Origin of the sequence: Klebsiella sp. OBRC7, from assembly GCF_000293135.1 — a bacterium.
GTDB classification, from domain to species: domain Bacteria; phylum Pseudomonadota; class Gammaproteobacteria; order Enterobacterales; family Enterobacteriaceae; genus Klebsiella; species Klebsiella michiganensis.
This window is the reverse complement of record NZ_ALNJ01000086.1, coordinates 41,089-65,924: the sequence shown is the minus strand read 5'-3', so window position 1 is coordinate 65,924 and position 24,836 is coordinate 41,089. Positions and strand designations below refer to the sequence as shown.

Here is a 24,836-nt window from a genome sequence, read left to right as displayed (position 1 = left end):
GCCTTTTTTTGTGTAGCTAACTTAGATCGCTGGCAGGGGGGTCAATTACAACTCTGTTGTAAGGGCATGACAGTCCTGATATAACTGCTGCGCGGTCGCACCACGAAGGATTCTGGTGCGATATAAATTATAAAGAGAGGAAGAGAACAGTGAATAAATCTCAACTGATTGACAAAATTGCTGCCGGTGCGGACATTTCTAAAGCCGCAGCTGGACGTGCGTTAGATGCTTTAATCGCTTCTGTTACTGAATCTCTGCAGGCTGGGGATGACGTTGCGCTGGTAGGGTTTGGTACTTTTGCTGTTAAAGAGCGCGCTGCCCGTACCGGTCGCAATCCGCAAACAGGCAAAGAAATCACCATTGCTGCTGCTAAAGTACCGGGTTTCCGTGCAGGTAAAGCGCTGAAAGACGCGGTAAACTGATCGACTTCCCCACTGGGGTCTGTGACGAAGTACAAGGGCGCATCGTAAGATGTGCCTTTTTTATTTGCCAGAATGAGACTTAATGTGACTTTATACGCACTTGTGGGCTGACAATCACCCCGTTTTCTTGTCAAAATACGTCCTCACGCGCGGCGGCCATCACATGCTATGCTGCGCGAGCTAAAGTCATCTACAGCGGAGCGTTGTTACACCATGATGGACAACCTACGCACGGCCGCCAACAGCGTCGTGCTCAAGATTATTTTCGGTATCATTATCGTCTCGTTCATTTTGACCGGGGTGAGTGGTTACCTGATTGGCGGTGGTAACAACTATGCCGCAAAAGTTAATGACCAGGAGATTGGTCGCGCACAGTTTGAAAATGCCGTTGCCAGCGAGCGTAATCGCATGCAGCAGCAGCTTGGCGACCAGTTCTCAGAACTGGCGGCCAATGAAAATTACATGAAGACCATGCGTCAGCAGGTGCTGAACCGTCTGATTGACGAGGCGCTGCTCGATCAGTATGCCCGTGAGCTGGGTCTCAACATCAGCGACGACCAGGTGAAGCAGGCTATCTTCCAGACCCAGGCTTTCCAGGCGGATGGCAAATTTGATAACGAGCGCTTCAGCCGTATTGTTAATCAGATGGGGATGACGACGGATCAGTACGCGCAGGCGCTTCGTAATCAGCTGACGACTCAGCAGCTGATCAACGCCGTAGCCGGTACCGATTTTATGCTGCCGGGCGAATCCGACCAGCTGGCGGCGCTGGTTTCTCAACAGCGCGTCGTCCGTGAAGCCACTCTCGACGTGAATGCCCTGGCGGCGAAGCAAACCGCAACCGACGATGAAATCAACGCGTTCTACCAGCAGAACCAGGCGCGTTTTATGGCGCCTGAGCAGTTCCGCGTCAGCTACATCAAGCTGGACGCTGCCAGCATGCAGGAAAACGTCTCTGATGAAGAAATTCAGTCATGGTACGACCAGCATCAGGATCAGTTCACTCAGCCGCAGCGTAACCGCTACAGCATCATCCAGACCAAAACCGAAGCCGATGCTCAGGCGGTGCTTGATGAGTTGAAGAAAGGCGCTGACTTCGCCACGCTGGCCAAAGAAAAATCAACCGATATTATCTCTGCCCGCAGCGGCGGTGATATGGGGTGGCTGGAAGATGCGGCGACCGTGCCAGAGCTGAAAGAGGCCGGTCTGAAAGAAAAAGGCCAGCTTTCTGGTGTAATTAAATCCTCCGTTGGGTTCCTGGTCGCTCGTCTGGACGATGTTCAGGCAGCACAGGTTAAACCGCTGGCTGAGGTTCGCGACGATATTGCGGCGAAAGTGAAGCAGGAAAAAGCCCTGGATGCGTACTATGCCCTGCAGCAGAAAGTGAGCGACGCGGCGAGCAACGATAACGAGTCGCTGGCGGGTGCTGCCCAGGTTGCCGGTCTTAAAGTGGTTGAAACCGGCTGGTTTGGCCGCGACAGCCTGCCGCAAGAGCTGAATTTCAAGCCGGTCTCTGAAGCTATCTTCAACGGCGGCCTGGTGGGCGAAAACGGCACGCCGGGCAGCAACTCCGATATCATCACCGTCGACGGCGATCGCGCGTTTGTTCTGCGCATCAGCGAGCATAAACCGGAAGCGGTGAAACCGCTGGCGGATGTAAAAGCGCAGGTGAGCGATATTGTGAAGCACACGAAAGCGGAACAGCAGGCGAAGCTGGATGCCGACAAGCTGCTGACGGCCCTGAAAGAGGGCAAAGGCGATGAAGCGATGAAAGCCGCAGGCCTGAGCTTTGGTGCGCCGCAGACGCTGTCACGCACCGGTCAGGAAGCGCTGAGCCAGTCCGTCTTTGCACTTCCGCTGCCGCAGGCGGGTAAGCCAAGCTACGGCGTGGGCTCCGATCTGCAGGGCAACGTGGTGCTGCTGGCGCTGGACGAAGTGAAAGCGGGTACGATGCCGGAAGAGCAGAAAAAAGCGATGATTCAGGGGATCACCCAGAATAACGCCCAGATCGCTTTCGAAGCGCTGATGAGCAACCTGCGTAAAGCGGCGAAAATTAAGCTCGGCGACATTATCGATCAGCAACAATAATTACGTGCTGCTTCGCAAAAGCAAGTAACGTGATGTCATTCTCAAAGGCCGCTTTCGCGGCCTTTTCCATTTCTGCATTTTGCCTTTTGTACTCTTTTTCCTTCGTCGCTATCGTGACCATGCTGTCTACAAACAAGGAGATAACAGCATGAAACGAGGAATGAAAACGCTTATAGCCGCCGTACTGGTTTGCGCGGCGGGGAGTCAGATAGCGCAGGCGGCGCCTTCTGCCGGCAAAGCGTCGGCGCCGGTAAAGGAAAGCGTGCAGTCGCCGCAGGCAAAAGCGCCGGATGCGTTAAATGCGCCGGATAGTGAAGGCACCAGGGTGAGTATCAATAACGCCAGCGCGGAAGAGCTGGCTAAGGCGCTGAATGGCGTCGGCCTGAAGAAAGCGCAGGCTATAGTGAGCTATCGCGAAGAGTACGGGCCATTTAAAACCGTTGACGATCTTAAACAGGTGCCCGGAATGGGCAACTCGCTGGTAGAAAGAAATCTGTCACATCTGAAGCTGTAAATTTTCAGCGAAAGTTTGCACAGTCGTCATTATTTGCCAGACTGAAGAGGTCACACCAGTGGTGTGACCTCTGACCTCACAACAACAATTAAAGATAAGGCATTTGCGCTATGCAGACACAAATCAAAGTTCGCGGCTATCATCTGGATGTCTATCAGCACGTTAACAATGCGCGTTATCTGGAGTTTCTCGAAGAAGCGCGTTGGGATGGCCTGGAAAGCAGCCCGGCCTTCCACTGGATGACCGCTCGCAATATCGCCTTTGTGGTGGTCAATATCAATATCAACTACCGCCGACCGGCGGTACTGGGCGATGTGTTAACCGTCACCAGCAAGCTCGAACAGCTGAACGGAAAAAGCGGGACGCTAAGCCAGGTGGTCACCCTCAACCCTAACGGCGAAGTGGTCGCCGATGCGCTTATCACTTTTGTCTGTATCGATCTAAAAACGCAGAAAGCGCTGCCGCTTGAGGGCGAACTGCGGGAGAAGCTGGAGCAGCTTGAGCCTCGCTAACAGGCCAGCCGGAGGGGGATGTCCCGGAGGCGGTGCTGCGTATCTGACCGGGCTATGCATCGTGAGCCGCCTGCGATCCCGCCACGCCGCCGGGAAGTAACCGGTTACTGGAGCCCGGTTTTCTGCTTCATCACCGTCATCACCCCAACCTTATCGCCCAGATACTGGCTCAGCCCGTTGGCGCGGAGGTTACAGGCGGCGCACTGCCCGCAGCCGTCGCCTTTAATGCCGTTATAGCAGGTGAGGGTTTCATGGCGCACCAGGTCGAGCTGGCCCCAGTAATCTGCCAGGGCCCACGTTTCGGCTTTGTTAAGCCACATTAGCGGCGTCTCAAAGCGGATATCTTTCGCCATACCGAGGCTGACGGCATGGTGCAGCGCTTTCACGAACTCGTCGCGGCAGTCCGGGTAGCCCGAAAAGTCGGTCTCGCAAACGCCGGTGATAATGGCTTCCGCCTTCACCTGATACGCGTAAATGGCCGTCAGGGTTAAAAACAGAATGTTGCGCCCGGGTACGAAGGTATTCGGGATACCGCTGGCGTCCGGTTCATAATCCGGAACCGGAATGTTATCGCGGGTCAGGCTGCTGACCGCCAGTTCGTTAAGCAGGGTGACATCAAGGACTTTATGGGCCACGGCCCCCAGCTTTAGCGCCAGTTCGCGAGCAACATCAATCTCCGCGCGATGACGTTGGCCATAATCAAAAGTGACGCAATGCACTTCATCATACTGTTGCAGAGCCTGCGCCAGGCAGGTCGTCGAATCTTGTCCTCCGCTGAAGACAACTACGGCGCGTTTCATGGTAATTCCTGACAATTGAAGTGAGGCGCATATGGTAGCGCCTGATGAACGTGACCACCAGCCCCGTCACGGCGTAGAGGCCGGTAGCCAGGCGCTGGCGAAATCAAACCAGCCGCGCGCGTTCAGCCGTAGTCCGTTGACCCCCGGCGGCGCGCTGATGCGATAATTATAATTGAACAGCGGCGTCATGATGGCATCGTTCATCAGGCTGTTAAAAACGTTGCGCAACGCTTCGCTACGGCTGCGTTCGTCTGGTAAGGCCTGAACGGCATCCAGCGTCGCCTGGAGATGCGCATATTGCGCCCCGGTCAGCAAATTAGGCCACAGCACGTCGCAGCGTAGCCACTGCTCCAGCGCATAGACCGGCGCTTCGCCAATCAGGCGGTCGCCCATCATCAGGTCCGCCTGTGCAAACTGCTGGCAGCCATCCCAGTTTTTCGCATCATGGAAAATAATCGTCAGCTCGCAGCCCAGCTCCGCCAGCCGTTGACGAAGCCGATCCGCCATGGCGTGTAGCTCTACGGGGAGGTGATAGAGCAGAGTTAGCCGCTCGGGCAGCGGTGTATCATCATTTTCTGGCCACTGCGGAATAGACCAACCCGGCAATACTTCGTTGCTGGGCGCGATCAGATCCTCATCCAGCGGTAGGGTTTCTAACAGGGTGGAGCGATGAATCAGCGAGACCAGCCTTTGCGCCTGCGCTTTGTTAAGACGAGGGCTCTGGCGCAGCGTCAGATAGCAAAAGCCGAGGCTAATGCTGTTGCTGACCTGACGTAGTCTGGTCAGCTCGTCAGGATCGCCAATGGTTATCTGTACCGGATGACGACAGCTGGTGCCCAGATCCTGCTCGAACAGCTGCGGCGTGATCCAGTATTCCACGGCCTGCAGCAGCGGGTGAGTGAGATGATAGCGCTGATGGTTTTCCAGCCGCACCAGGTCCGGAGTAAATCGCTTCAGGCGAAACGGTCCGCTGCCGATCGCCGGATCGTCCGGATGCGCCAGCACGCTGCAGTAGCTGGCAAGGCGGAACGGCAGCCAGTAATCGGCGCGATGCAGGGTGATAGTCAGACACTGGGAGTGGGTGACGCTAATCTCGCTGATACTGGCGAACAGCGTGCGCAGCGCGGGCAGCTGCAGCAGCATCAGGAGCCGCTGCTGCAGCTGTGAGGTTTTAATCGGATCGCCGTTATGCCAGAACAGGGTAGAACGAATATAAAAGTGCCAGCGCAGGCCGTCAGGCGACACCTCCCAGTGATGGGCTAAATCGCCTATCGGACAGGTACTCTGCGCATCAAATCGGGTCAGACCGGAGAATATCTCCCCGGCCAGGTGCTGCTCCGCGCGTCCCGGCATAAAACCCGGGCGCAGCGGCTCCAGCGGACGGTAGTAAGGAATACGCAGGGTCGGCGTATTGTTCTGCCATTGGCCGCCGAGAAAGGGGGAAAGCAGCGCTTTAAGCTCCACCGGCGCCAGCTGGGCCAGTTCGAGGGCATTTTGCTGCTGCCCTTTATTCAGCGCCTGCTCCATCATCTCATTGCGCAGCGCTTCCGGCGCTTTATAAAACTGGAGTAGCCCGCGCTTTCCGCGACCGGAGCTGGCCTGCCAGCTTAGCCAGCCGGACTCTTGCGCCTGGCGCAGCAGGGTTCGAATGTGGCGTTCGCTGCAAAAGCAGCGTTCGGCCAGCTCGCCGACGGTTACCTGCTGCGGCTCTCCGGCGGAGGGTTGCCAGAGTCGCTGGTACTGATGCAGACGGTTTAATAGCCTCATCGCTGTGTAATCCTGCGTAGATTGGTAAACCCGGAACAATAAAATTTATCTATTCACTATTACTTCCGTATATCTCAGGCAATACTGCAACACAAGCAAAATCCACCACGATTTGGGGAACAGAAGATGGCAAGACTGGCTGCATTCGATATGGACGGTACGCTACTGATGCCGGACCATCGTCTGGGAGAAAAAACGCTTTCGACGCTCAAACGTCTGCGCGATCGCGATATCACCCTGACTTTCGCCACCGGTCGTCATGCTCTGGAAATGCGCCACGTTATCGGCGAGTTCTCTCTGGATGCGTTTTTAATCACCGGCAACGGGACGCGCATTCACTCTCTGGAAGGTGAGGAGCTGTATCGCCGCGATCTGGCTCCCGATGTGGCGGAAGAGGTGCTGCACAGCGCCTGGGAAACCACGGCAAGTATGCATTTCTTTAACGACGGCGGCTGGTACACCGGGCAGGCGATCCCGGAATTACTGAAAGCGCACGTCTTTAGCGGTTTTCGTTATCAGCTGTACGATCCAAAGCGAATGCCGGCGCATCAGGTCACTAAAATCTGCTTCTGCGGCGATCATGACGATTTGCGGCGGCTAAGGCTTCAACTGAGTGAAGCGCTGGGCGGCCGAGCGGATCTCTGTTTTTCGGCGATGGATTGCCTTGAAGTGTTGCCTGGCGGCTGTAACAAAGGCGCGGCGCTGGCGGTATTAAGCCAACATCTGGGGCTGACGATGCAGGATTGTATGGCGTTCGGTGACGCCATGAACGACCTGGAAATGCTCGGCAGCGTCGGGCGCGGCGTGATTATGGGCAATGCGATGAATCAGCTGAAAGCGGAACTCCCACATCTACCGGTTATTGGCGACTGCCGTCATCAGGCCGTCTCCCACTTTTTGACTCATTGGCTGGATAATCCCGATCTTCCTTATTCCCCCGAATAAAGAGACCCTGCCAGCAAGCCAGATATCCTGTGATATCTGGCTTCTTTTATTTTGCCTGCAGCATGTCGGCGATTTGTGCCTGCCATGTGGAGATATCGCCAATATTGGCCGCTACCCACTGCGGGTTGTAGTAGGTTTCCAGATAACGTTCACCGCTGTCGCACAGCAGCGTGACGAGAGAGCCGGTGCGCCCCTCTTCGCGCATCCGCACGGCCAGCTGCAGTACGCCCCACATGTTGGTGCCAGTGGAGGCGCCGACCTTACGTCCGAGCAGCGTTTCCAGCCATAGCGCGGTGGCGACGCTGGCGGCATCCGGTACCCGCAGCATCTCATCGACCACGTCGGGAATAAACGACGGTTCGACGCGCGGGCGACCGATGCCCTCAATTTTACTGCCGACCGGGCTGCGCAGGCTGGCGTCGCGGCTCTGCCAGTAGTCCATAAACACCGAGTTTTGTGGGTCAACCACCAGCAGCTGCGTATCGTAGCCCTGACAACGAATGTAGCGTCCGATGGTGGCAGAGGTGCCCCCGGTGCCCGCACTCATCACAATATACGACGGCTGCGGATGCGGCTCGTGATTCATCTGACGGAAGATACTGTCGGCGATATTATTGTTTCCCCGCCAGTCGGTCGCCCGTTCGGCATAGGTAAATTGATCCATATAATGGCCGTTCAGCTCGCGGGCCAGGGTTTCGGAGGCGGCATAGATTTCGCAGGCGCTATCGACGAAGTGGCAGCGGCCACCGTAGAACTCAATTTGTTCAATTTTACGTTTTGCCGTACAGGAAGGCATCACGGCGATAAACGGCAGGCCTAAGAGACGGGCGAAGTAGGCTTCAGAAACGGCGGTCGAACCGGAAGAGGATTCGATAATCGTTGTCCCTTCTTTAATCCAGCCGTTGCACAGACTATAGAGAAACAGCGAGCGGGCCAGGCGGTGCTTCAGGCTACCGGTTGGATGGGTGCTTTCATCCTTCAGGTAGAGCTGGATCCCCGGGAACCCCGGGAGCGCCAGACGAATAAGATGCGTGTCGGCGGAACGCTGATAATCGGCATTAATTTCACTAATCGCGTGTTTTACCCAGGCGCTGTTCATCTCAAATTCCTGTTTGTCATTTTGTGCCCAGCTTAGCGGAAATCGAAGGAAAAATTGTTGCCATTTAGCCTTTCAATTACAATGAATGGAGTAAATTTTTCTCCTGAGGCACCGAATGTTAGATAAAATTGACCGTAAGCTGCTTTCTTTACTGCAAACCGATTGCACCCTCTCTTTGCAGGCGCTGGCCGATGCCGTTAATCTGACCACCACGCCCTGCTGGAAGCGCCTGAAGCGGCTGGAAGACGAAGGTATTCTGTGTGGACGCGTTGCGCTGCTGGACGCGGAAAAGGTCGGCCTTGGGCTGACGGCGTTCGTGCTGATTAAGACTCAGCATCACAGTAGCGACTGGTATTGCCGCTTCGTCAGCGAGGTCACGCAGATGGCGGAGGTTCTCGGTTTCTGGCGTATGGCGGGGGAGTATGACTACCTGCTGCGGGTTCAGGTGGCGGATATGAAGAACTACGACGATTTTTATAAACGCCTGGTAAACAGCGTGCCGGGGCTCTCGGATGTGACTTCGAGTTTTGCCATGGAACAGATAAAATACACCACTGCCTTGCCGATTGATTAACGGCATCAGCCGCTACGAATTATACACTCAGGATTTAACTGCTTGCGATTATTTGCCCAACTTAGCTGGTATTTCCGCCGGGAGTGGCGTCGTTACCTCGGCGCTATTGCTCTGCTGATCGTGATTGCCATTCTGCAACTGGTGCCGCCAAAGGTGGTGGGCATCGTAGTTGACGGCGTAACAAAACAACATTACACCGCGGAAAAGGTGTGGATGTGGATCGGCCTGCTGGTTGTTATTGCGGTGATGGTCTATCTGCTGCGCTACGTCTGGCGCGTATTGCTTTTCGGCGCCTCTTATCAGCTGGCCGTCGAACTGCGCGAGGATTTCTATCGCCAGCTCAGCCGCCAGCATCCGGCCTTTTACCTGCGCCACCGTACCGGCGATCTGATTGCTCGCGCCACCAACGATGTGGATCGGGTGGTGTTCGCCGCCGGCGAGGGGGTACTAACCCTGGTTGACTCGCTGGTGATGGGCTGCGCGGTGCTGATTGTCATGTCGACGCAAATCAGCTGGCAGTTAACCCTGCTGGCGCTGCTGCCCATGCCGCTGATGGCGCTGGCGATTAAGCGTAACGGCGATGCTTTACACGAGCGCTTTCGCGTCGCGCAGGCGGCCTTCTCCAGCCTCAACGACCGCACCCAGGAGAGCCTGACCAGCATCCGCATGATCAAAGCCTTTGGTCTCGAAGATCGACAGTCGGCGCTGTTTGCCGCCGACGCCGCAGATACCGGGGCGAAAAACATGCGCGTGGCGCGTATCGACGCCCGCTTTGACCCGACGATTTATATCGCTATCGGGACCGCTAACCTGCTGGCCATCGGCGGCGGCAGCTGGATGGTGATCCAGGGCAGCCTGACCCTGGGTCAGCTCACCAGCTTTGTGATGTACCTCGGCCTGATGATCTGGCCAATGCTGGCGCTGGCGTGGATGTTTAACATCGTGGAGCGCGGCAGCGCGGCCTATGCGCGCATTCGCACCATGCTGGAGGAGGCGCCGGTGGTGAACGACGGCAGCGAGCCGACGCCGGAAGGCCGAGGTGCGCTTAGCGTCGCCGTGCGCGAGTTTATCTATCCGCAGGCGAATAAGGCTTCGCTGGAAAAGGTCAACTTTACGCTCCAGCCCGGGCAAATGCTGGGGATTTGCGGGCCGACCGGCTCCGGCAAGAGCACCATTCTGGCGCTGATTCAGCGCCACTTTGACGTGACTGAAGGCGATATCCGCTTCCACGACGTTCCCCTGACCCGGCTACAGCTGGATAGCTGGCGCGCCCGGCTGGCGGTGGTTAATCAGACACCGTTCCTGTTCTCCGATACCGTCGCCAGCAACATCGCCCTCGGTAAACCGGATGCCACGCAGGAGCAAATCGAGCACGTTGCGCGGCTTGCCAGCGTGCATGAGGATATCCTGCGCCTGCCGCAGGGGTATAACACCGAAGTCGGCGAGCGCGGCGTGATGCTTTCCGGCGGGCAAAAGCAGCGAATTTCCATCGCCCGCGCGCTGCTGCTGGAGGCGGAGATTCTGATCCTTGATGATGCGCTGTCGGCGGTGGACGGCAGAACGGAGCACCAGATTTTGCATAACCTGCGGCAGTGGGGAGAGGGACGGACGGTGATCATTAGCGCCCATCGCCTGTCGGCGTTGACCGAGGCCAGCGAAATTCTGGTGATGCAGCACGGGCATATTGCCCAGCGCGGTCGCCATGAGGCGCTGGCGGCGCAGCCGGGCTGGTATCGGGATATGTACCGTTATCAGCAGCTGGAAGCGGCGCTGGATGATGTCCCGCAGGAAGATAAGGAGGTCGCCGGTGCGTAGTTTTACTGAACTCTGGCCGACGCTAAAGCGCCTGCTGGCCTACGGCTCCCCGTGGCGTAAACCGCTGATGATAGCGGTTGCCATTATGTGGGTTGCGGCGGTCGCGGAAGTCAGCGGTCCGCTGCTGATCAGCTACTTTATCGACAATATGGTGGCAAAGCACTCGCTGCCGTTGAAGCTGGTCTGCGGCCTCGCCGCGGCCTACATTGGCCTGCAAATCCTCGCTGCGGGTCTGCATTACTGTCAGGCGCTGCTGTTTAATCGCGCGGCAGTCGGCGTAGTGCAGCAGCTGCGCAGCGACGTGATGGACGCCGCGCTGCGTCAGCCGCTCAGCGAGTTTGATACGCAGCCGGTCGGGCAGCTCATCTCGCGGGTTACCAACGATACCGAAGTGATTCGCGATCTCTACGTGACCGTGGTGGCGACCGTGCTGCGTAGCGCCGCTTTGATTGGCGCGATGCTGGTGGCGATGTTCAGCCTTGACTGGCGGATGGCGCTGGTGGCTATCGCTATTTTCCCGGCGGTGCTGATCGTGATGATGATTTATCAGCGCTACAGCACGCCCATCGTCAGACGGGTCCGCGCCTGGCTGGCGGATATCAACGATGGTTTTAATGAAGTGATTAACGGCATGGGCGTTATCCAGCAGTTCCGCCAGCAGGCGCGGTTCGGCGAGCGGATGCGCGAGGCCAGCTACGCCCACTATCTGGCGCGCATGCAAACTCTGCGTCTTGATGGCTTCCTGCTGCGTCCGCTGCTAAGCCTGTTCTCTTCATTAATACTCTGCGGCCTGCTGATGCTGTTTGGTTTCAGCAGTAGCGGAACGATCGAAGTCGGGGTGCTCTACGCCTTTATTAGCTATCTTGGGCGACTGAACGAGCCGCTGATCGAGCTGACCACCCAGCAGTCAATGCTGCAGCAGGCGGTCGTGGCGGGCGAGCGCGTCTTCGAGCTCATGGACAAACCACGTCAGGCGTGGGGAGAAGATAGCGAGCCGCTGCGCAGCGGGGCGATGAGTATCGATCATGTCTCTTTTGCCTACCGCGACGATAGCCTGGTGTTGCAGGATATTAATCTCGATATCCCCTCCCGCAGCTTTGTGGCGCTGGTTGGTCATACCGGGAGCGGTAAAAGCACCCTGGCCAGCCTGATGATGGGCTACTACCCGTTAACCCAGGGAGAGATTCGCATCGACGGTCGTCCGCTTTCTTCCTTAAGCCACAGCGCGCTGCGTCAGGGGATTGCGATGGTGCAGCAGGATCCGGTGGTGCTGGCTGACACCTTCTATGCCAACGTCACCCTCGGTCGCGATATCAGCGAAGAGCAGGTCTGGGAAGCGCTGGAAGCGGTACAGCTGGCGGCGCTGGCCCGTGAAATGGAAAACGGTATTTATACGCAGTTGGGCGAGCAGGGGAATAACCTCTCCGTTGGCCAGAAACAGCTGCTGGCGCTGGCGCGGGTGCTGGTCGATACGCCGCAGGTGCTGATTCTTGATGAGGCGACGGCCAATATCGATTCCGGTACCGAGCAGGCGATTCAGCAGGCTCTGGCTCGGGTGCGCGAGCACACCACGCTGGTGGTGATTGCGCACCGCTTATCGACCATCGTCGAGGCCGATACGATCCTGGTACTGCACCGCGGTCAGGCCGTTGAGCGCGGAAGCCACCAGCAGCTGCTGGCGGCCAGAGGCCGCTACTGGCAGATGTATCAACTGCAGCTGGCTGGCGAAGAGCTCGCGGCCAGCGCGCAGGAAGAGTCGCTTATCGCCTGATGCACCATAAACAGGCAGCGACGCCGCCGCGGCCTGAGGTGGTGCAAAATCGTCACAAGCTGCGCACTGAAATGGTGCAGTTTCAGGCAAAAGAGGCATTTTGCCGCTTCGTTTCCGCCGAATTATTCTCCTTCCTCCTCAAAAAGGGCCGCCTGGCGGTCCTTTTTCATTTCTGGCATAGCCCTTGCTTTATTAGAGACGTGTTAGCTGCGGCCATTACCGAATTCTGACTGGAGGGGACTTATGAAGCTGGTTACCGTGGTAATCAAACCATTCAAACTGGAAGACGTGCGTGAAGCATTATCTTCAATGGGTATTCAGGGCCTGACGGTCACTGAAGTTAAAGGGTTCGGCCGTCAGAAAGGCCACGCGGAGCTCTATCGCGGCGCGGAATATAGCGTCAATTTTCTGCCGAAAGTGAAGATTGACGTCGCGATTGCCGACGATCAGCTGGACGAAGTCGTCGATGTCATCAGTAAAGCGGCTTACACCGGAAAGATTGGCGACGGCAAAATCTTTGTCGCCGAGCTGCAGCGCGTGATTCGCATCCGTACCGGCGAATCAGACGAAGCGGCACTGTAACTTTCAGACCACACAGTGATGGGGAACGAAACAATGAAGATAGCAACAATGAAAACAGGTCTGGGAGCGTTGGCTCTTCTTCCGGGGCTGGCGATGGCCGCACCGGCGGTCGCGGACAAAGCCGACAACGCTTTTATGATGATTTGCACCGCGCTGGTGCTGTTTATGACGATTCCGGGCATTGCGCTGTTCTACGGCGGGCTGATCCGCGGTAAAAACGTTCTCTCCATGCTGACGCAGGTCATCGTGACGTTTGCGCTGGTCTGCGTACTGTGGGTGGTTTATGGCTACACGCTGGCCTTCGGCGCTGGCGGCAGCTTCTTCGGCAACTTCGACTGGGTACTGCTGAAAAATATTGAACTGAAAGCGCTGATGGGGAGCTTCTATCAGTACATCCACGTTGCTTTCCAGGGCTCCTTTGCCTGTATTACCGTTGGCCTGATCGTCGGTGCTCTGGCGGAACGTATTCGCTTCTCGGCGGTACTGATATTCGTTGTGGTATGGATGACGCTCTCTTATGTGCCGATTGCGCACATGGTATGGGGCGGTGGTCTGTTGGCTACACACGGCGCGCTTGATTTCGCCGGCGGTACGGTTGTTCACATCAACGCCGCGGTCGCGGGGCTGGTGGGCGCATACATGATGGGCAAACGCGTCGGCTTTGGTAAAGAAGCGTTCAAACCGCATAACCTGCCGATGGTTTTCACCGGCACCGCTATCCTCTACGTTGGCTGGTTCGGCTTTAACGCCGGTTCAGCAAGCGCGGCGAACGAAATTGCCGGTCTGGCGTTCGTTAACACCGTGGTTGCAACGGCGGCGGCTATCCTGGCATGGACCTTTGGCGAGTGGGCAACCCGCGGCAAGCCGTCACTGCTCGGCGCCTGTTCAGGGGCGATTGCCGGTCTGGTCGGCATCACTCCGGCCTGTGGCTACATTGGCGTCGGCGGCTCGCTGATTGTGGGTATCGCTGCGGGCCTTGCGGGTCTGTGGGGCGTCACCGTTCTGAAACGCTGGCTGCGCGTTGATGACCCGTGTGATGTGTTTGGCGTCCACGGCGTCTGCGGTATCGTAGGTTGCATTCTGACCGGTATCTTCGCCGCGACTTCTCTGGGCGGTGTGGGCTACGCGGAAGGCGTCACCATGGGCCATCAGGTTCTGGTACAGCTGGAAAGCATCGGTATCACCATCGTCTGGTCCGGCGTCGTCGCCTTTATCGGTTACAAGGTTGCCGACATGACCGTTGGCCTGCGCGTACCGGAAGATCAAGAGCGTGAAGGGCTGGACGTAAACAGCCACGGCGAAAACGCCTACAACGCCTGATAAAACGAGTTATCTCCTGAAGCTGCAGAGCCTCCCCTTGGGGAGGCTCTGCTTTTTTATGCGTTGCGATTACGCATGACGCCTTCCTGCACCGTGGAAGCCACCAGCGTACCGTCCTGAGTGTAGAACTCGCCGCGCACAAAACCGCGCGCGCTGGAGGCGGAGGTGCTCTCAACGCTGTACAGCAGCCAGTCGTTGATGTTGAACGGGCGGTGGAACCACATTGAGTGATCGATGGTGGCAACCTGCATGCCCGGCTCCAGAAAACCGACGCCGTGAGGCTGCAGGGCAACGGGCAGGAAGTTAAAATCTGAAGCGTAGCCCAGCAGAGACTGATGGGTGCGGAGATCTTCCGGCACTGCGCCGTTGGCGCGGATCCAGACCTGGCGCGTTGGTTCTGCAACGTGCCCTTTCAGAGGGTTATGGAATTCGACCGGGCGAATCTCCAGCGGTTTATCGCAGAGAAATTTCTCTTTGACCTGCGGCGGCAGCAGGTGGGCCAGCTTGCGGGCAATATCCGTTTCGGAGGGAAGCGCGTCCGGAGCGGGTGCCGCTGGCATGGTTTTCTGATGTTCATAGCCGGGTTCTGGCGCCTGGAAAGAGGCGGTCATATAGAAAATGGGCTTCCCGTTTTGAATCGCCGCCACCCGGCGGGCGCTGAAGCTATTGCCATCGCGCAGGACTTCAACATCATAGATGATAGGTTTCAGGCTATCGCCGGGACGCAGGAAGTAGCTGTGAAACGAGTGAATCAGGCGTTCTGAGGGCACCGTCTCTTTTGCCGCATACAGCGCCTGACCCACTACCTGGCCGCCAAAGACCTGTCGCAATCCCAGATCTTCGCTCTGTCCGCGGAACAATCCCTCTTCAATTTTTTCCAGATTTAACAATGCCAGTAAATGGGTTAGTGCCTGACTCATAGTTATCCTCAATCAATGATGACTGCCTGGCGCAGCGCGTTATTGAGGCAAAGTATAACCTGGAATCGCAAGTGGTCCGATGGGTTCAATAATCTGAATATGGGCTCTTTTCCAGGAAGAGATCTGAGATCTGTGCCACACTTATTCACGATACTAATGTCCTGTCCCCGATTGTGGCTGGATGTACTCCTGTTAAAGAAGGGATGAAAAGGAGAAAAGAATGAAATTTGCCTATATGTTAAGTGCTTTAGCCGTAGCGGCTACGCTGTCTGCCTGTGCGAACAACCACAACAGCAATGCAGCGAACCAGGCGGCGCCCGATCCTTATGGCATTGCCTCACTAAGCTCCTCGCAGCAGCAGCCTAACGTATCCGGGACCATCAATATTCGACAGCGCGTGGCGTTACCGCCGGACGCGGTATTGACCGTAACCCTGTCGGATGCGTCTTTGGCCGATGCGCCAGCGCACGTGCTGTCGCAAAAAGCGGTAAGGACCGAAGGGAAGCAGGCGCCGTTTAACTTTGTCCTGCCCTATAACCAGGCGCAAATTCAGCCTAATGCCCGCATTCTTCTTAGCGCGGCGATTACCGTTAACGGTCAGCTGATGTTTATTACCGATACCGTGCAGCCGGTGATTAACCAGGGCGGTAACCGGGCCGATCTGGTGCTGGTGCCGGTTCAGCAAACGGCGGTGCCGGTGGCGAACAACAGCGCTCCTGCTGCCCAGTAACTCCCCACCATGCCCCTTTACAGGGGCATTTTTTTGCCTTCAATAAATCCAGCGGTAGTGCTGCAGATCAATATGTCCGCTGCCTGAAACCTGGACGCCTTCCGCCAGTAGCGCCTGGCGTTGGCGCTGCAGATCTGGTCCGGTAAGGGAGATATCGCCGTGGCGGTTGACGACCCGATGCCAGGGGAGAGTCGATCCTTCCGGCAGGCGCTTTAATACTCCGCCCACCTGGCGAGCCGCTCGCGGTGAACCCGCCAGCTGAGCAATGTCGCCGTAGGTGGCAACGTATCCCTCTGGAATCGAGGCGACTATCTGCCAGACCCGCTGCGGAAAAGTATCGTGAGAATCCATAGTACGTCCTGTTGCCGGAAAAGGCTCAGGATAAGCGTTGTATGACGGGCTGTACAGATAGCGGGTCAGGCCGATTTAACGACGGTAAATTCCAGCGCCAGACCCAGCACCTGCATGCCATGAACATTTTCATTCGCCGAATTGCTCAGCAGTGTTTCAAGAAACTTCAGGCGTTTTGACTGGGCGTTAATCACCAGCTTTGCGCGCATTGCCGGAAGCTTAAGCGTTGATATCGGATACACCACGCGACCGCTGACGTCGATAGGGAGTTTACGTAATTCAATGTGCTGAAGGACGCCGACGGTAGAGTAGAGCAGCGCGACCGGGGTGACGGCGAGCAGCTGATTATTGCTAATCGTCACAAAATCGAGGATGACCTCCGGACGCAGAAAGTTTAAACCGCGGAAGGGAACGGTCACTTCCGCGATGGCCGGCATCGCCAGGGTAGTGATTAAACGCGGTGATTCACTCATTCATATACCATTGAGATAGTGCGTTGATTAAAAAAGACGGTAGATAAGCCTCATTATGGCCGCTGGCGAGGATTTCCGCTGAGAGTGTGCTCGCAATCTCATAAAGGGATCGGGACCATTTTACGGTGAAAAGCCGCTGTAGACGCGCCTTTGCGCAATAAACCAGCACCCAATCACCGGCGGCTTGCAATTCAGGGGTTCAGCAGGGATAATGCGCCAGCGCGTTAGGTAACTAGCGCTCTCAATGGGGGCTCTGTTGGTTCTCCCGCAACGCTACTCTGTTTACCAGGTCAGGTCCGGAAGGAAGCAGCCAGAGCAGACGACGTGTGTGCCGGGATGTAGCTGGCAGGGCCCCCACCCATTTCAGGGGACCCTCTCGCTATTCGCATTCATTCCATGGTTTCCCTCAGCCTTCATATTTAATATCCACAAATAGATTGTGAGTATTTTTCGTTTCTAAACTCTCTATTTTTTATGCCAAAAATTCACTGCGTCATAAATTTGAAATTTAACTGAAATATTATTGTCATCTTTATGTCATATATAACGTGCAGATTATTCATGGGAAAATGTTGTTTGATATAAGCTAAAAATATATCTCTGGATCAGCATGTTAACTTCGTGTATTAATTATATGATGATTTTATTTCACGGGAAGCGTGACTATGACCACTGTGGTTCTGAACGTAAAAATTGATGGCGAGTTAAAAGAAAAGCTGCGTCAGTATGCGGAAGAAAATAACGAAAATTTAGGAACAGCTACGGAGAAACTGCTGCTGCTGGCCTTTCAGGTAGCGGAATCAGCAGACGAGGCGGGGGTTTCGGAAGAAGATATCGATAGCCAGCATACCGAAGAGGAAGCGTCTCCATTAACCCCTAAAGAAATCAAAGCATTACGTAAAATTCTGAAGAAGAAAAAATGAAACAACAACTCTCTACAGCCAGCAACTATAGCGAAGCCTGCGATATGCTACGTTCCGGATACGTTAAGCACGTACGCCTGAACTGGAATATCGGTAGCGATGAGTTCTTTCGCATTGCCTCCGACTGGTGTGACACAGGGGCAAAAATAAAAAAAGATGAAGACGGCTTTATTATTTCTCTGAAAGGGTTTCCGATCCCGCGTCAGCATTAATGAAACTATTGCAATTTTGTCATCGGGCTGACACGTCAGAAAGACAAAATTGAAGCGCAATTTTATAAAAACATCTCATATGCGTCATGGATGATGGTTTTTGACGGGCTGGCTCCAGCCCGTCGATATTTTCTTAAATGATTTTCCTCAGGCGGAAGCTCTCTTTCTGCTCAGTCAGACTATGCCACAACGGCTGCAATGTCGTAAATGCGCTGCGCAGTTCGTCATCCGAAAGGGTAAAGGGCAAACGCAAATAGCGATCAAACGCGCCGGCCAGGCCAAAGCGAGTTCCCGTCCCGATGTGAATTCCCCGGCTTTCAGCGCGAACGGAAAAGAGCGTCGCCAGCATTCCCGGTAATTCCACCCAAAAAGAGAGTCCTCCCTCCGGCGGCGTAAAGCGCCAGTGGGGAAAATATTCTGCCATCAGCGCGCCGCACATATTCCGGCGAGTCGCCAGCATGGCGCGCCGTGACGGCAGCAGCCTGTGCTCATTCTCAAGCAACCAGCAGCAGGCCAGCTGTTCCAGCAGCGGGGAGCCGAGATCGAGAGAGTCGCGGGCCTGAACCAGCGAAGCAATGGTTCGCGAAGATGCGCGGATCCAACCTATGCGCAGGCCGCCCCAGAAGCTTTTTCCCGCTGAACCGATGGTTATCACCGGGGCATCAGGATTAAATGCCGCTAAAGGCGGCGGCGGCGGGGCGTCATACCATAAATCCACCATCGTTTCGTCTGCCACCAGCGTGGTGCGGGTTTGTGCGGCGATGTCCGCTACCCGCTGGCGCGTAGCGCTATCCATACAGCGGCCGGTGGGATTATGAAAATCCGGCATCAGCCATGCCAGACGCGGAGCCGTTTGGGCAATCGTTGCCGCCAGACCGTCGCAATCCCATCCATGCTGCGGTAATGCCACGCTAACCGGACGACATGATGCGCCCTGTATCGCGCTAAGCGCCATGGGGTAAGTTGGCGCATCCACCACCACTCGATCGCCGGGCCCGGTGAATAAACGCAGTACCAGCGCAAAGCCGCTAAGGGCTCCGTTGACAATCATCACTTCATCGCTGCGGGTTGGCAGCCCGCGTTCGCTATAGCGGCGGGCGATGGCTTCGCGCAGAAGCGGGAGCCCTTGTTGATCGTAACCGGTGTTGGATAAATGTTCAGGCATGATCTTTAAGGCCTGGCTGTAGGCCTGATGGATCTCGGGGCCGGCGCTAAGGGCGGCAACGGCCAGATTCACCGATAGCGGGTCCGTTTGTTTGGCCGCCGCCTCTACTGGACGCTCCGGCAAGGCGATCCGCGAACCGCTTCCCTGACGGCTGTAGAGATAGCCTTCTTCCCGAAGCTGACCGAGCGCGCTGGCAACCGTGGTGCGGCTGATATTCAGGGCAGCCGCCAGTTCACGTTCGCCGGGCAGTCGCGTTTCCAGCGCCAGGCGGCCATCGAGGATGAGCAGGCGCAGCGCTTCTGCAAGCTGACGCCAGATAGGCGTGCGAGAAGTGGACTCCTGCCAGTGGCCGAGCAGCCGTACCAGCGATTGTGCACCAAAGCGACGAGATAACATAGCAATCCACTTTTTAAAAACTGGCCATTAATTATCAATCCATTTTTACTGATGATAAGGGAAATCGCAATTGTCCTGAGGTGAAAAATGGTACGTCGCTTGCTGCAACTTTATATTGGTCTGGTCCTGTACGGCGTGTCGACCGCGTTATTTGTGCATGCCAATCTGGGGGCCGATCCGTGGGATGTTTTTCATCTGGGGATCGGTAAGCAGTTTAATCTGGATTTTGGTACGGTCATGATCCTGACGGGAGCGGCAGTGCTGCTGCTGTGGATCCCGCTACGGCAAATGCCGGGGCTGGGTACGGTGAGCAACGTGATCGTGCTGGGGCTGGCGGCAAACGCGACCTTGGCCGTGCTGCCGCCGTTGGATTCGCTGGTGGCGCGTAGCCTGCTGCTGGCGGGCGCTATCGTACTGAATGCGCTGGCGACGGGGATGTATATTGGCGCGGGCTTTGGTCCCGGGCCGCGCGATGGGCTGATGACCGGTCTGCATGCTCGTACGGGGTGGTCGCTGCGCGGTATCCGTACCGCGATTGAAGTTTCGGTCCTGCTGATTGGCTGGATGATGGGCGGCAAGTTTGGCGTGGGAACCGTACTCTATGCGTTAACTATCGGCCCGCTAATCCAGCTGTGCCTGCCGTGGTTTCATCAGCCAGTCGCGCGGAAGGCTCTGGTGAAACCCGGTGAGGCTATCTCCTGATTTTACGCTGCCATCAGACCTGGAGACTAAACTTATCAATTCAGATACGACCGGATTCTCCGGCCGTACTGTTCACTTCGGAGAGCAGACTCATGAAGTACGTTGATGGTTTTGTTGTTGCCGTACCGGCGGAAAATAAGGAGGCATACCGCGAGATGGCAGCAAAGGCCGCGCCATTATTTAAAGAGTTTGGCGCACTCCGCGTGGTCGAGTGCTGGGCGGATGATGTCCCGGATGGCAAGCTGACCGATTTTCGCCTGGCGGTGAAAGCGGAGGAGAGTGAAGAGGTGGTGTTCAGCTGGATTGAGTATCCCTCTAAAGAGGTTCGCGATGCCGCGAATGCTAAAATGATGGCCGACCCGCGAATGAAAGAGTTTGGCGAATCGATGCCCTTTGATGGAAAACGAATGATATACGGCGGCTTTGCCCCGCTTCTGGATGAGTAATTCATCTTTGCCATCCCCATCGCTTTTGGGGATGGCGATAGACGCGCTACAGATGACTCCAGCCATGCAGCAGCATATAAAAACCCACCCCCATAATCAGGGTGCCGGAAATCCACGGCGCTTTGCGCGAGAGATCGTTCAGCCCGGGCCAGCGGTTTGCCACGTGCTTGAGGCTGAGGGCGGCAATTGCGCCGGAAGCCACCAGGGTGATTGCCAGCCCAACGCTAAACCCCAGTACCAGGGTTGCCCCCAGCGAGAACTTTTTCAACTGCAGGCAAATGAGCAGCACGGTAATGGATGCCGGGCAGGGAATGAGTCCCCCGGTCAGTCCGAATAAGACGATCTGCCCGGTGGTGACCCGCTGGCCGTTAAAGCGGCGATTGATCGCTTGCGCATGCGCGCGCTGATGGGCGTCCTGCCAGTCATCGGCGGCAACCCGCGAAGGTTGGTGAGCGTGAGGATGATGTTGATGCGCAAGGTGGCGATCGTGATGATGTTCATGTTCATGTTCATGTTCATGTTCATGTTCATGTTCATGTTCATGTTCATGTTCATGTTCATGTTCATGGGTATGGGTATGTGAACGCGATTCGCGCCAGGTACGCGCCAGCATCCAGCAGGCAATCAGTACGATAAGGCCCCCTGAGATCAGCTGAAACCAGGGTTCCGACGTTTGTGCATTCCAGCCGCGGCCGAGCCACAGGCCTGCCATGGCCACCAGCCAGACCACCGCCGTATGCGATACCGTTGCCGCCAGCCCCAGCAGCACCGCCTGCTTTAATGTTCCCCGCACCGCCACGATAAATGCCGCCATCATGGTTTTTGAGTGCCCGGGCTCAAGGCCGTGCAGCGCGCCCAGCAGAATCGCGCTGGGAATAAATAGCCAGGCGTTGCCCTGCTGCAGGAGTGAAGCGAAATCGTTCATAACGTGATCCCTAACTAAAAAGTGCTTGTATGCTACCCCCCCCCCAGTACACAAATACTACCCCCCAGTAGAAAAATACTCCGGGGGAGTAGGGCATGTTATGCTGTTCTGATTGCATACAAGGGTCGTTAGTGGAAACGATCGATTAATCAAATAGTGGATTGCGAAATGTCACATACCGTTCGTCACAAGAAGATGTTATTGACCCGATTGAAGAAAATTCAGGGGCAAAGCGCCGCGCTGGAAAAAATGCTTAACCGCGAGCATGAATGCGCAGAGGTTCTACAGCAGCTGGCTGCCATTCGCGGTGCGGTAAACGGCATGATGATGCAGGTTATCCAGGGGCATTTAACGGATCATGTCGTGAAGGAGCCGGAAGAAGGTCAGCGTGAGGCTGACCTTGATGTGGTGATGCAGGTGATAAAATCCTATCTGAAATAGGCTCAGTCATCATGTGTTCCGGACGGCGATGAATACGCCTTAAGGTTATTCTCGGCCCACAGAATAAATTTCTCTTTTGGCAGCGCCTTACTATAAAGCCAGCCCTGGGCATACAGCACGCCATGCATGCGCAGCCAGTCGCGTTGGCTTTCGGTTTCGACGCCTTCTGCGACGGTCGCCAGATTGAGCGCTTTCGCCATTTCAATGATGTGCGGCGTCAGCGATTCACACTCCAGCGTATCGACAAATGCTTTATCGATTTTTAGAGTGTCAACGTCCAGCTTTTGTAAATAGCTCAGGCTGGAATAGCCGGTGCCGAAGTCATCGATGGAGATACGGTGTCCGGCCTGACGATAGCCGGCGATGACTGGCAGAGTGGTTTGCGGGTCGACAAAACCGCGCTCGGTGATTTCCAGAATGATCTGCTGAGCGCTGATTCCCCAGCGCTGAAGCTGCTCTTGTAACAGCATCGGCAGCTTTGGCGAACGCAAATCATCAACCGACAGGTTTATCGAGATATGTATCTCCGGGCGCTGCCGCAGCCAGGTACCGAGATCGGTAAATATTTTCCGTACAATATCTTCGGTTAAGCGGGTTATCAGCCCGGTTTGTTCGGCAAGCGGAATAAAAATATCTGGCGATAAGAAACTGCCATCGGGCTGCCTCCAGCGAGCAAGCGCCTCCGCGCCGACGATCTTTCCACTCTGTAGCGAAATAATGGGCTGGTAATAGACCTGAATGGCATGGGAATTCAGCGCGTCCAGCATCCCATTACGCGGCGAGCGCAGCCTCCGCAGCAGGCGAAGCAGCAGAAATGAGGCCAGAAGGCTGGTGAACAGACCGATCGGCAGCCACAGCATCAGCTGCTGATGTAGCTTTTTCTGCAGCGGCACCGTCGAGGACCAGGTGGCAATGGCCAGCCCCAGATCCGGGAGACGATGAATACGATAAACGGTGCTATCGAGGGTTAGGGTCCTGGCATACTGATGCTTAATTTTCTCCCAGACGGCAGCGTTGAGCGGTTTACTGCTAATGATGATTTGATCGCGCTGCGTGCCGAACAAGAGCGTGTGAATCTCTTCATGGCCTAATGGAATGACATCGATAAACGACACGGGATCGATCATCACCACGTGATGCTCACTACCCATGGCCGTCATTTTATGTTTCAGACCCAGGTCGTTAACTGAGGTAAGCCAGGTACGATAGCCATCGGCCGTGATATGGTCGGGTGCAGGAAAGGTAACCGAAACCTGATGATCTTCGAGGGAAGAGCACTGCGGAATACCCTCATGTAACCACAGCACTTCCTGAACGTAGCGATGGGTATAGGCGATCCGTCGCATCGTGAGCAAATGCTGCGGACTGCAGGTGGTAGCCGCATGCGCATCAGCTTCGTTCAGCGCCTCTCTTGCCTGATCGGCAACCTGCTGAACGCGGGCCAGTACGCGGACGGAAAAGTTGTCCAGTTCGCTATAAAATTGCTCTTTGGCCTGCTGCATTGCCAGCCAGATGCTCAGCGCGACCGGCAGGATAATGGCGAGTATCAATACCCCTGTAACCAGACTCACCTGATGCCGGGTCGTCATGAGTATTTCCTTATTTTATTGAGGGGTTCGATGAGTATACGCGAAAGATAAAAGAGGGTTCAGCACGGGGTAGAAAAAGGCCCGAATCGCAAGATAGCAACGAATTCGGGCTAACAGTGGATGAACCGCGACGCCCAAGGCCTGGAGCGTCGCGGAGAAAAACGAGGGCTGGTATGCTGGCAATAAGCGTTGTCAGCACAGATTCATATTCTAAAGCGCAATCATGACAGTCATATGTTGCGCTTAATGGGCGTCCGGCGCAGCGATGTCAGCGCTAATCCGCTGGTCGTTTTCGTCGAAGACCATGCAGTAGCGATCGTCAAACGCGACCCTTATCTTCTGCCATGGACGGAAATGAACGTCGCCGGGCAGCAGAATTTTGACGTTATCGTGGCCGTAGCACTGGCCGAACAGATAGGTGTTGTTACCCAGTCTCTCCACGACTTCACATTGAAACTCAACCACGGTACCGATATTCACATCAGTTGAGAGATGTTCAGGGCGAATACCGAGGGTAACGGCAGCGCCGGGCTGCAGCGGCGATGTAGTGATATTGAGCGTCAGATTATGATCTTGCGCCATCTTCACGCTAAGCTGGCCCGGCTGCCATGCGGTGACCGTCGCGGGCAGGAAGTTCATTTTCGGCGAACCGATAAATCCCGCAACGAACTTATTGACCGGGTTGTAATACAGCGACATCGGCGAACCCATCTGCTCAACTTTGCCGTAGTTCATTACCACGATTTTATCGGCCAGCGTCATCGCTTCAACCTGATCGTGGGTGACATAAACCATGGTGGTTTTGAGTTCATGATGCAGTTTAGCAATATGCAGGCGCATCTCAACGCGCAGCTCGGCATCCAGGTTGGAGAGGGGTTCATCAAACATAAACACCCGTGGATTACGCACGATGGCGCGACCGATCGCCACGCGCTGGCGCTGGCCACCGGAAAGCTGCTTAGGTTTGCGATCCAGCAGATGAGAGAGCTGCAGCGTTTTCGCCACCATTTCAACCTGGCGGCGAATTTCATCTTTTGGCACTTTATTCACCTTCAGGCCATAGCCCATATTTTCCGCTACCGTCATATGCGGGTAGAGCGCATAGGACTGGAATACCATGGCGACGCCGCGATGGGCAGGAACGACATCATTCATCACCTCATCGCCAATAAGCACTTCACCTTCGCTCACCTCTTCGAGACCGGCAATCATTCGCAGTAGCGTCGATTTGCCGCAGCCTGACGGACCGACGAAAACCGCAAACTCGCCATCTTCAATATCAAGATTTACCTGATGCAGCGTCACTGTACTGCCGAACCGTTTGGTGACATTCCTCAGTCGTATATTGGACATC

At 55.8% G+C, this 24,836-nt stretch carries 27 protein-coding genes and 1 other RNA gene; 18 read left to right on the top strand and 10 right to left on the bottom strand.

Features of this window, described 5'->3' with window-relative positions; translation table 11 throughout:
- The first annotated feature begins 149 nt into the window (after positions 1-149).
- The 4 genes from hupB (at position 150) to HMPREF1144_RS18005 (ending at position 3,536) form a co-directional block, all read left to right on the top strand.
- Positions 150-422, top strand: a complete 273-nt coding sequence (gene hupB / locus HMPREF1144_RS18020) for a nucleoid-associated protein HU-beta (RefSeq protein WP_002444653.1) — start codon at positions 150-152, stop codon at positions 420-422.
- 213 nt (positions 423-635) lie between these two features.
- Positions 636-2,510, top strand: a complete 1,875-nt coding sequence (ppiD, locus tag HMPREF1144_RS18015; protein ID WP_004848261.1) for a peptidylprolyl isomerase — start codon at positions 636-638, stop codon at positions 2,508-2,510.
- Positions 2,511-2,658: 148 nt separating this feature from the next.
- Positions 2,659-3,024, top strand: coding sequence for a helix-hairpin-helix domain-containing protein (locus HMPREF1144_RS18010; RefSeq protein ID WP_004848263.1), 366 nt, complete (start codon positions 2,659-2,661; stop codon positions 3,022-3,024).
- Between the two features lie 110 nt (positions 3,025-3,134).
- Entirely contained in the window at positions 3,135-3,536 is a 402-nt protein-coding gene (locus HMPREF1144_RS18005) for a YbgC/FadM family acyl-CoA thioesterase (protein WP_004848264.1), read from the top strand.
- Between the two features lie 104 nt (positions 3,537-3,640).
- Here the strand turns inward: HMPREF1144_RS18005 and queC are convergent, their stop codons facing one another.
- Positions 3,641-4,336, bottom strand: a complete 696-nt coding sequence (gene queC / locus HMPREF1144_RS18000) for a 7-cyano-7-deazaguanine synthase QueC (protein WP_009653557.1) — start codon at positions 4,334-4,336, stop codon at positions 3,641-3,643.
- Positions 4,337-4,402: 66 nt separating this feature from the next.
- On the bottom strand, positions 4,403-6,103 hold the full coding sequence (locus HMPREF1144_RS17995) for an SgrR family transcriptional regulator (RefSeq protein WP_009653580.1): 1,701 nt from the start codon (positions 6,101-6,103) through the stop codon (positions 4,403-4,405).
- A gap of 126 nt (positions 6,104-6,229) precedes the next feature.
- Between HMPREF1144_RS17995 and cof the strand changes: the two genes are divergently transcribed.
- Positions 6,230-7,048 carry an HMP-PP phosphatase gene (gene cof, locus HMPREF1144_RS17990; protein WP_014228185.1) on the top strand — a complete coding sequence of 273 codons (819 nt, stop codon included), beginning with the start codon at positions 6,230-6,232 and terminating at the stop codon, positions 7,046-7,048.
- Between the two features lie 46 nt (positions 7,049-7,094).
- On the opposite strand, the gene HMPREF1144_RS17985 is transcribed toward cof, so the two are convergent.
- Positions 7,095-8,147, bottom strand: a complete 1,053-nt coding sequence (locus HMPREF1144_RS17985) for a PLP-dependent cysteine synthase family protein (protein ID WP_009653553.1) — start codon at positions 8,145-8,147, stop codon at positions 7,095-7,097.
- A 115-nt stretch (positions 8,148-8,262) separates the two neighbouring features.
- Between HMPREF1144_RS17985 and HMPREF1144_RS17980 the strand changes: the two genes are divergently transcribed.
- The 6 genes from HMPREF1144_RS17980 to amtB are packed head-to-tail and all read left to right on the top strand — an operon-like array spanning position 8,263 to position 14,209.
- Entirely contained in the window at positions 8,263-8,721 is a 459-nt protein-coding gene (locus HMPREF1144_RS17980) for an Lrp/AsnC family transcriptional regulator (protein WP_004848274.1), read from the top strand.
- Between the two features lie 42 nt (positions 8,722-8,763).
- Entirely contained in the window at positions 8,764-10,536 is a 1,773-nt protein-coding gene (locus HMPREF1144_RS17975; protein WP_009653566.1) for a SmdA family multidrug ABC transporter permease/ATP-binding protein, read from the top strand.
- Positions 10,529-12,307, top strand: a complete 1,779-nt coding sequence (locus HMPREF1144_RS17970; protein ID WP_004848278.1) for a SmdB family multidrug efflux ABC transporter permease/ATP-binding protein — start codon at positions 10,529-10,531, stop codon at positions 12,305-12,307. Before HMPREF1144_RS17975 ends, HMPREF1144_RS17970 begins: the two co-directional genes overlap by 8 nt.
- A complete protein-coding gene (locus HMPREF1144_RS17965) occupies positions 12,307-12,537 on the top strand; it encodes a hypothetical protein (RefSeq protein ID WP_009653598.1) in 231 nt (76 codons plus the stop codon). Before HMPREF1144_RS17970 ends, HMPREF1144_RS17965 begins: the two co-directional genes overlap by 1 nt.
- 13 nt (positions 12,538-12,550) lie before the next feature.
- Positions 12,551-12,889 carry a P-II family nitrogen regulator gene (gene glnK / locus HMPREF1144_RS17960; RefSeq protein ID WP_004099573.1) on the top strand — a complete coding sequence of 113 codons (339 nt, stop codon included), beginning with the start codon at positions 12,551-12,553 and terminating at the stop codon, positions 12,887-12,889.
- 33 nt (positions 12,890-12,922) lie between these two features.
- Positions 12,923-14,209 (top strand): ammonium transporter AmtB, encoded by a 1,287-nt coding sequence (gene amtB / locus HMPREF1144_RS17955; RefSeq protein WP_004848284.1) that lies wholly within the window; start codon positions 12,923-12,925, stop codon positions 14,207-14,209.
- Positions 14,210-14,265: 56 nt separating this feature from the next.
- Here amtB and tesB read toward each other — a convergent pair whose 3' ends face one another.
- Complete coding sequence (tesB, locus tag HMPREF1144_RS17950) at positions 14,266-15,129, bottom strand: acyl-CoA thioesterase II (RefSeq protein ID WP_004848287.1); 864 nt, start codon at positions 15,127-15,129, stop codon at positions 14,266-14,268.
- A 220-nt stretch (positions 15,130-15,349) separates the two neighbouring features.
- Here tesB and HMPREF1144_RS17945 point away from each other — a divergent pair, with 220 nt between their 5' ends.
- The gene (locus HMPREF1144_RS17945) at positions 15,350-15,859 is read left to right on the top strand and encodes a YbaY family lipoprotein (protein ID WP_009653589.1); all 510 of its coding nucleotides are present in this window, start codon (positions 15,350-15,352) and stop codon (positions 15,857-15,859) included.
- 39 nt (positions 15,860-15,898) lie between these two features.
- On the opposite strand, the gene HMPREF1144_RS17940 is transcribed toward HMPREF1144_RS17945, so the two are convergent.
- Together HMPREF1144_RS17940 and HMPREF1144_RS17935 are read right to left on the bottom strand one after the other, a co-directional pair.
- Positions 15,899-16,210, bottom strand: a complete 312-nt coding sequence (locus HMPREF1144_RS17940; RefSeq protein ID WP_004848290.1) for an MGMT family protein — start codon at positions 16,208-16,210, stop codon at positions 15,899-15,901.
- Positions 16,211-16,275: 65 nt separating this feature from the next.
- Positions 16,276-16,683: a hypothetical protein gene (locus HMPREF1144_RS17935; RefSeq protein WP_004848292.1), complete on the bottom strand. Its 408-nt coding sequence runs from the start codon at positions 16,681-16,683 to the stop codon at positions 16,276-16,278.
- 254 nt (positions 16,684-16,937) lie between these two features.
- On the opposite strand from HMPREF1144_RS17935, the gene ffs reads away from it, so the two are divergent.
- The 3 genes from ffs (at position 16,938) to HMPREF1144_RS17925 (ending at position 17,818) form a co-directional block, all read left to right on the top strand.
- An RNA gene (gene ffs, locus HMPREF1144_RS30755) (signal recognition particle sRNA small type) lies at positions 16,938-17,034 on the top strand.
- A 314-nt stretch (positions 17,035-17,348) separates the two neighbouring features.
- Positions 17,349-17,606 carry a hypothetical protein gene (locus HMPREF1144_RS17930; RefSeq protein ID WP_004848294.1) on the top strand — a complete coding sequence of 86 codons (258 nt, stop codon included), beginning with the start codon at positions 17,349-17,351 and terminating at the stop codon, positions 17,604-17,606.
- Complete coding sequence (locus HMPREF1144_RS17925; protein WP_004129860.1) at positions 17,603-17,818, top strand: hypothetical protein; 216 nt, start codon at positions 17,603-17,605, stop codon at positions 17,816-17,818. Before HMPREF1144_RS17930 ends, HMPREF1144_RS17925 begins: the two co-directional genes overlap by 4 nt.
- Before the next feature lie 133 nt (positions 17,819-17,951).
- Here HMPREF1144_RS17925 and HMPREF1144_RS17920 read toward each other — a convergent pair whose 3' ends face one another.
- Positions 17,952-19,379 (bottom strand): PLP-dependent aminotransferase family protein, encoded by a 1,428-nt coding sequence (locus HMPREF1144_RS17920; RefSeq protein ID WP_009653592.1) that lies wholly within the window; start codon positions 19,377-19,379, stop codon positions 17,952-17,954.
- A gap of 87 nt (positions 19,380-19,466) precedes the next feature.
- Between HMPREF1144_RS17920 and HMPREF1144_RS17915 the strand changes: the two genes are divergently transcribed.
- Both HMPREF1144_RS17915 and HMPREF1144_RS17910 read left to right on the top strand, forming a co-directional pair.
- A complete protein-coding gene (locus HMPREF1144_RS17915) occupies positions 19,467-20,081 on the top strand; it encodes a YczE/YyaS/YitT family protein (RefSeq protein WP_004848299.1) in 615 nt (204 codons plus the stop codon).
- A gap of 92 nt (positions 20,082-20,173) precedes the next feature.
- A complete protein-coding gene (locus tag HMPREF1144_RS17910; protein WP_004848301.1) occupies positions 20,174-20,527 on the top strand; it encodes a DUF1428 domain-containing protein in 354 nt (117 codons plus the stop codon).
- Positions 20,528-20,573: 46 nt separating this feature from the next.
- On the opposite strand, the gene HMPREF1144_RS17905 is transcribed toward HMPREF1144_RS17910, so the two are convergent.
- Positions 20,574-21,452: a nickel/cobalt efflux protein RcnA gene (locus HMPREF1144_RS17905; RefSeq protein ID WP_009653555.1), complete on the bottom strand. Its 879-nt coding sequence runs from the start codon at positions 21,450-21,452 to the stop codon at positions 20,574-20,576.
- Between the two features lie 168 nt (positions 21,453-21,620).
- Here HMPREF1144_RS17905 and HMPREF1144_RS17900 point away from each other — a divergent pair, with 168 nt between their 5' ends.
- Positions 21,621-21,893, top strand: coding sequence for a metal-sensing transcriptional repressor (locus HMPREF1144_RS17900; RefSeq protein WP_004129869.1), 273 nt, complete (start codon positions 21,621-21,623; stop codon positions 21,891-21,893).
- A 2-nt stretch (positions 21,894-21,895) separates the two neighbouring features.
- On the opposite strand, the gene HMPREF1144_RS17895 is transcribed toward HMPREF1144_RS17900, so the two are convergent.
- Positions 21,896-23,482, bottom strand: a complete 1,587-nt coding sequence (locus HMPREF1144_RS17895; protein ID WP_009653597.1) for an EAL domain-containing protein — start codon at positions 23,480-23,482, stop codon at positions 21,896-21,898.
- A 243-nt stretch (positions 23,483-23,725) separates the two neighbouring features.
- Complete coding sequence (locus HMPREF1144_RS17890) at positions 23,726-24,835, bottom strand: ABC transporter ATP-binding protein (RefSeq protein WP_004848307.1); 1,110 nt, start codon at positions 24,833-24,835, stop codon at positions 23,726-23,728.
- Between the last annotated feature and the right edge of the window lies 1 nt (position 24,836).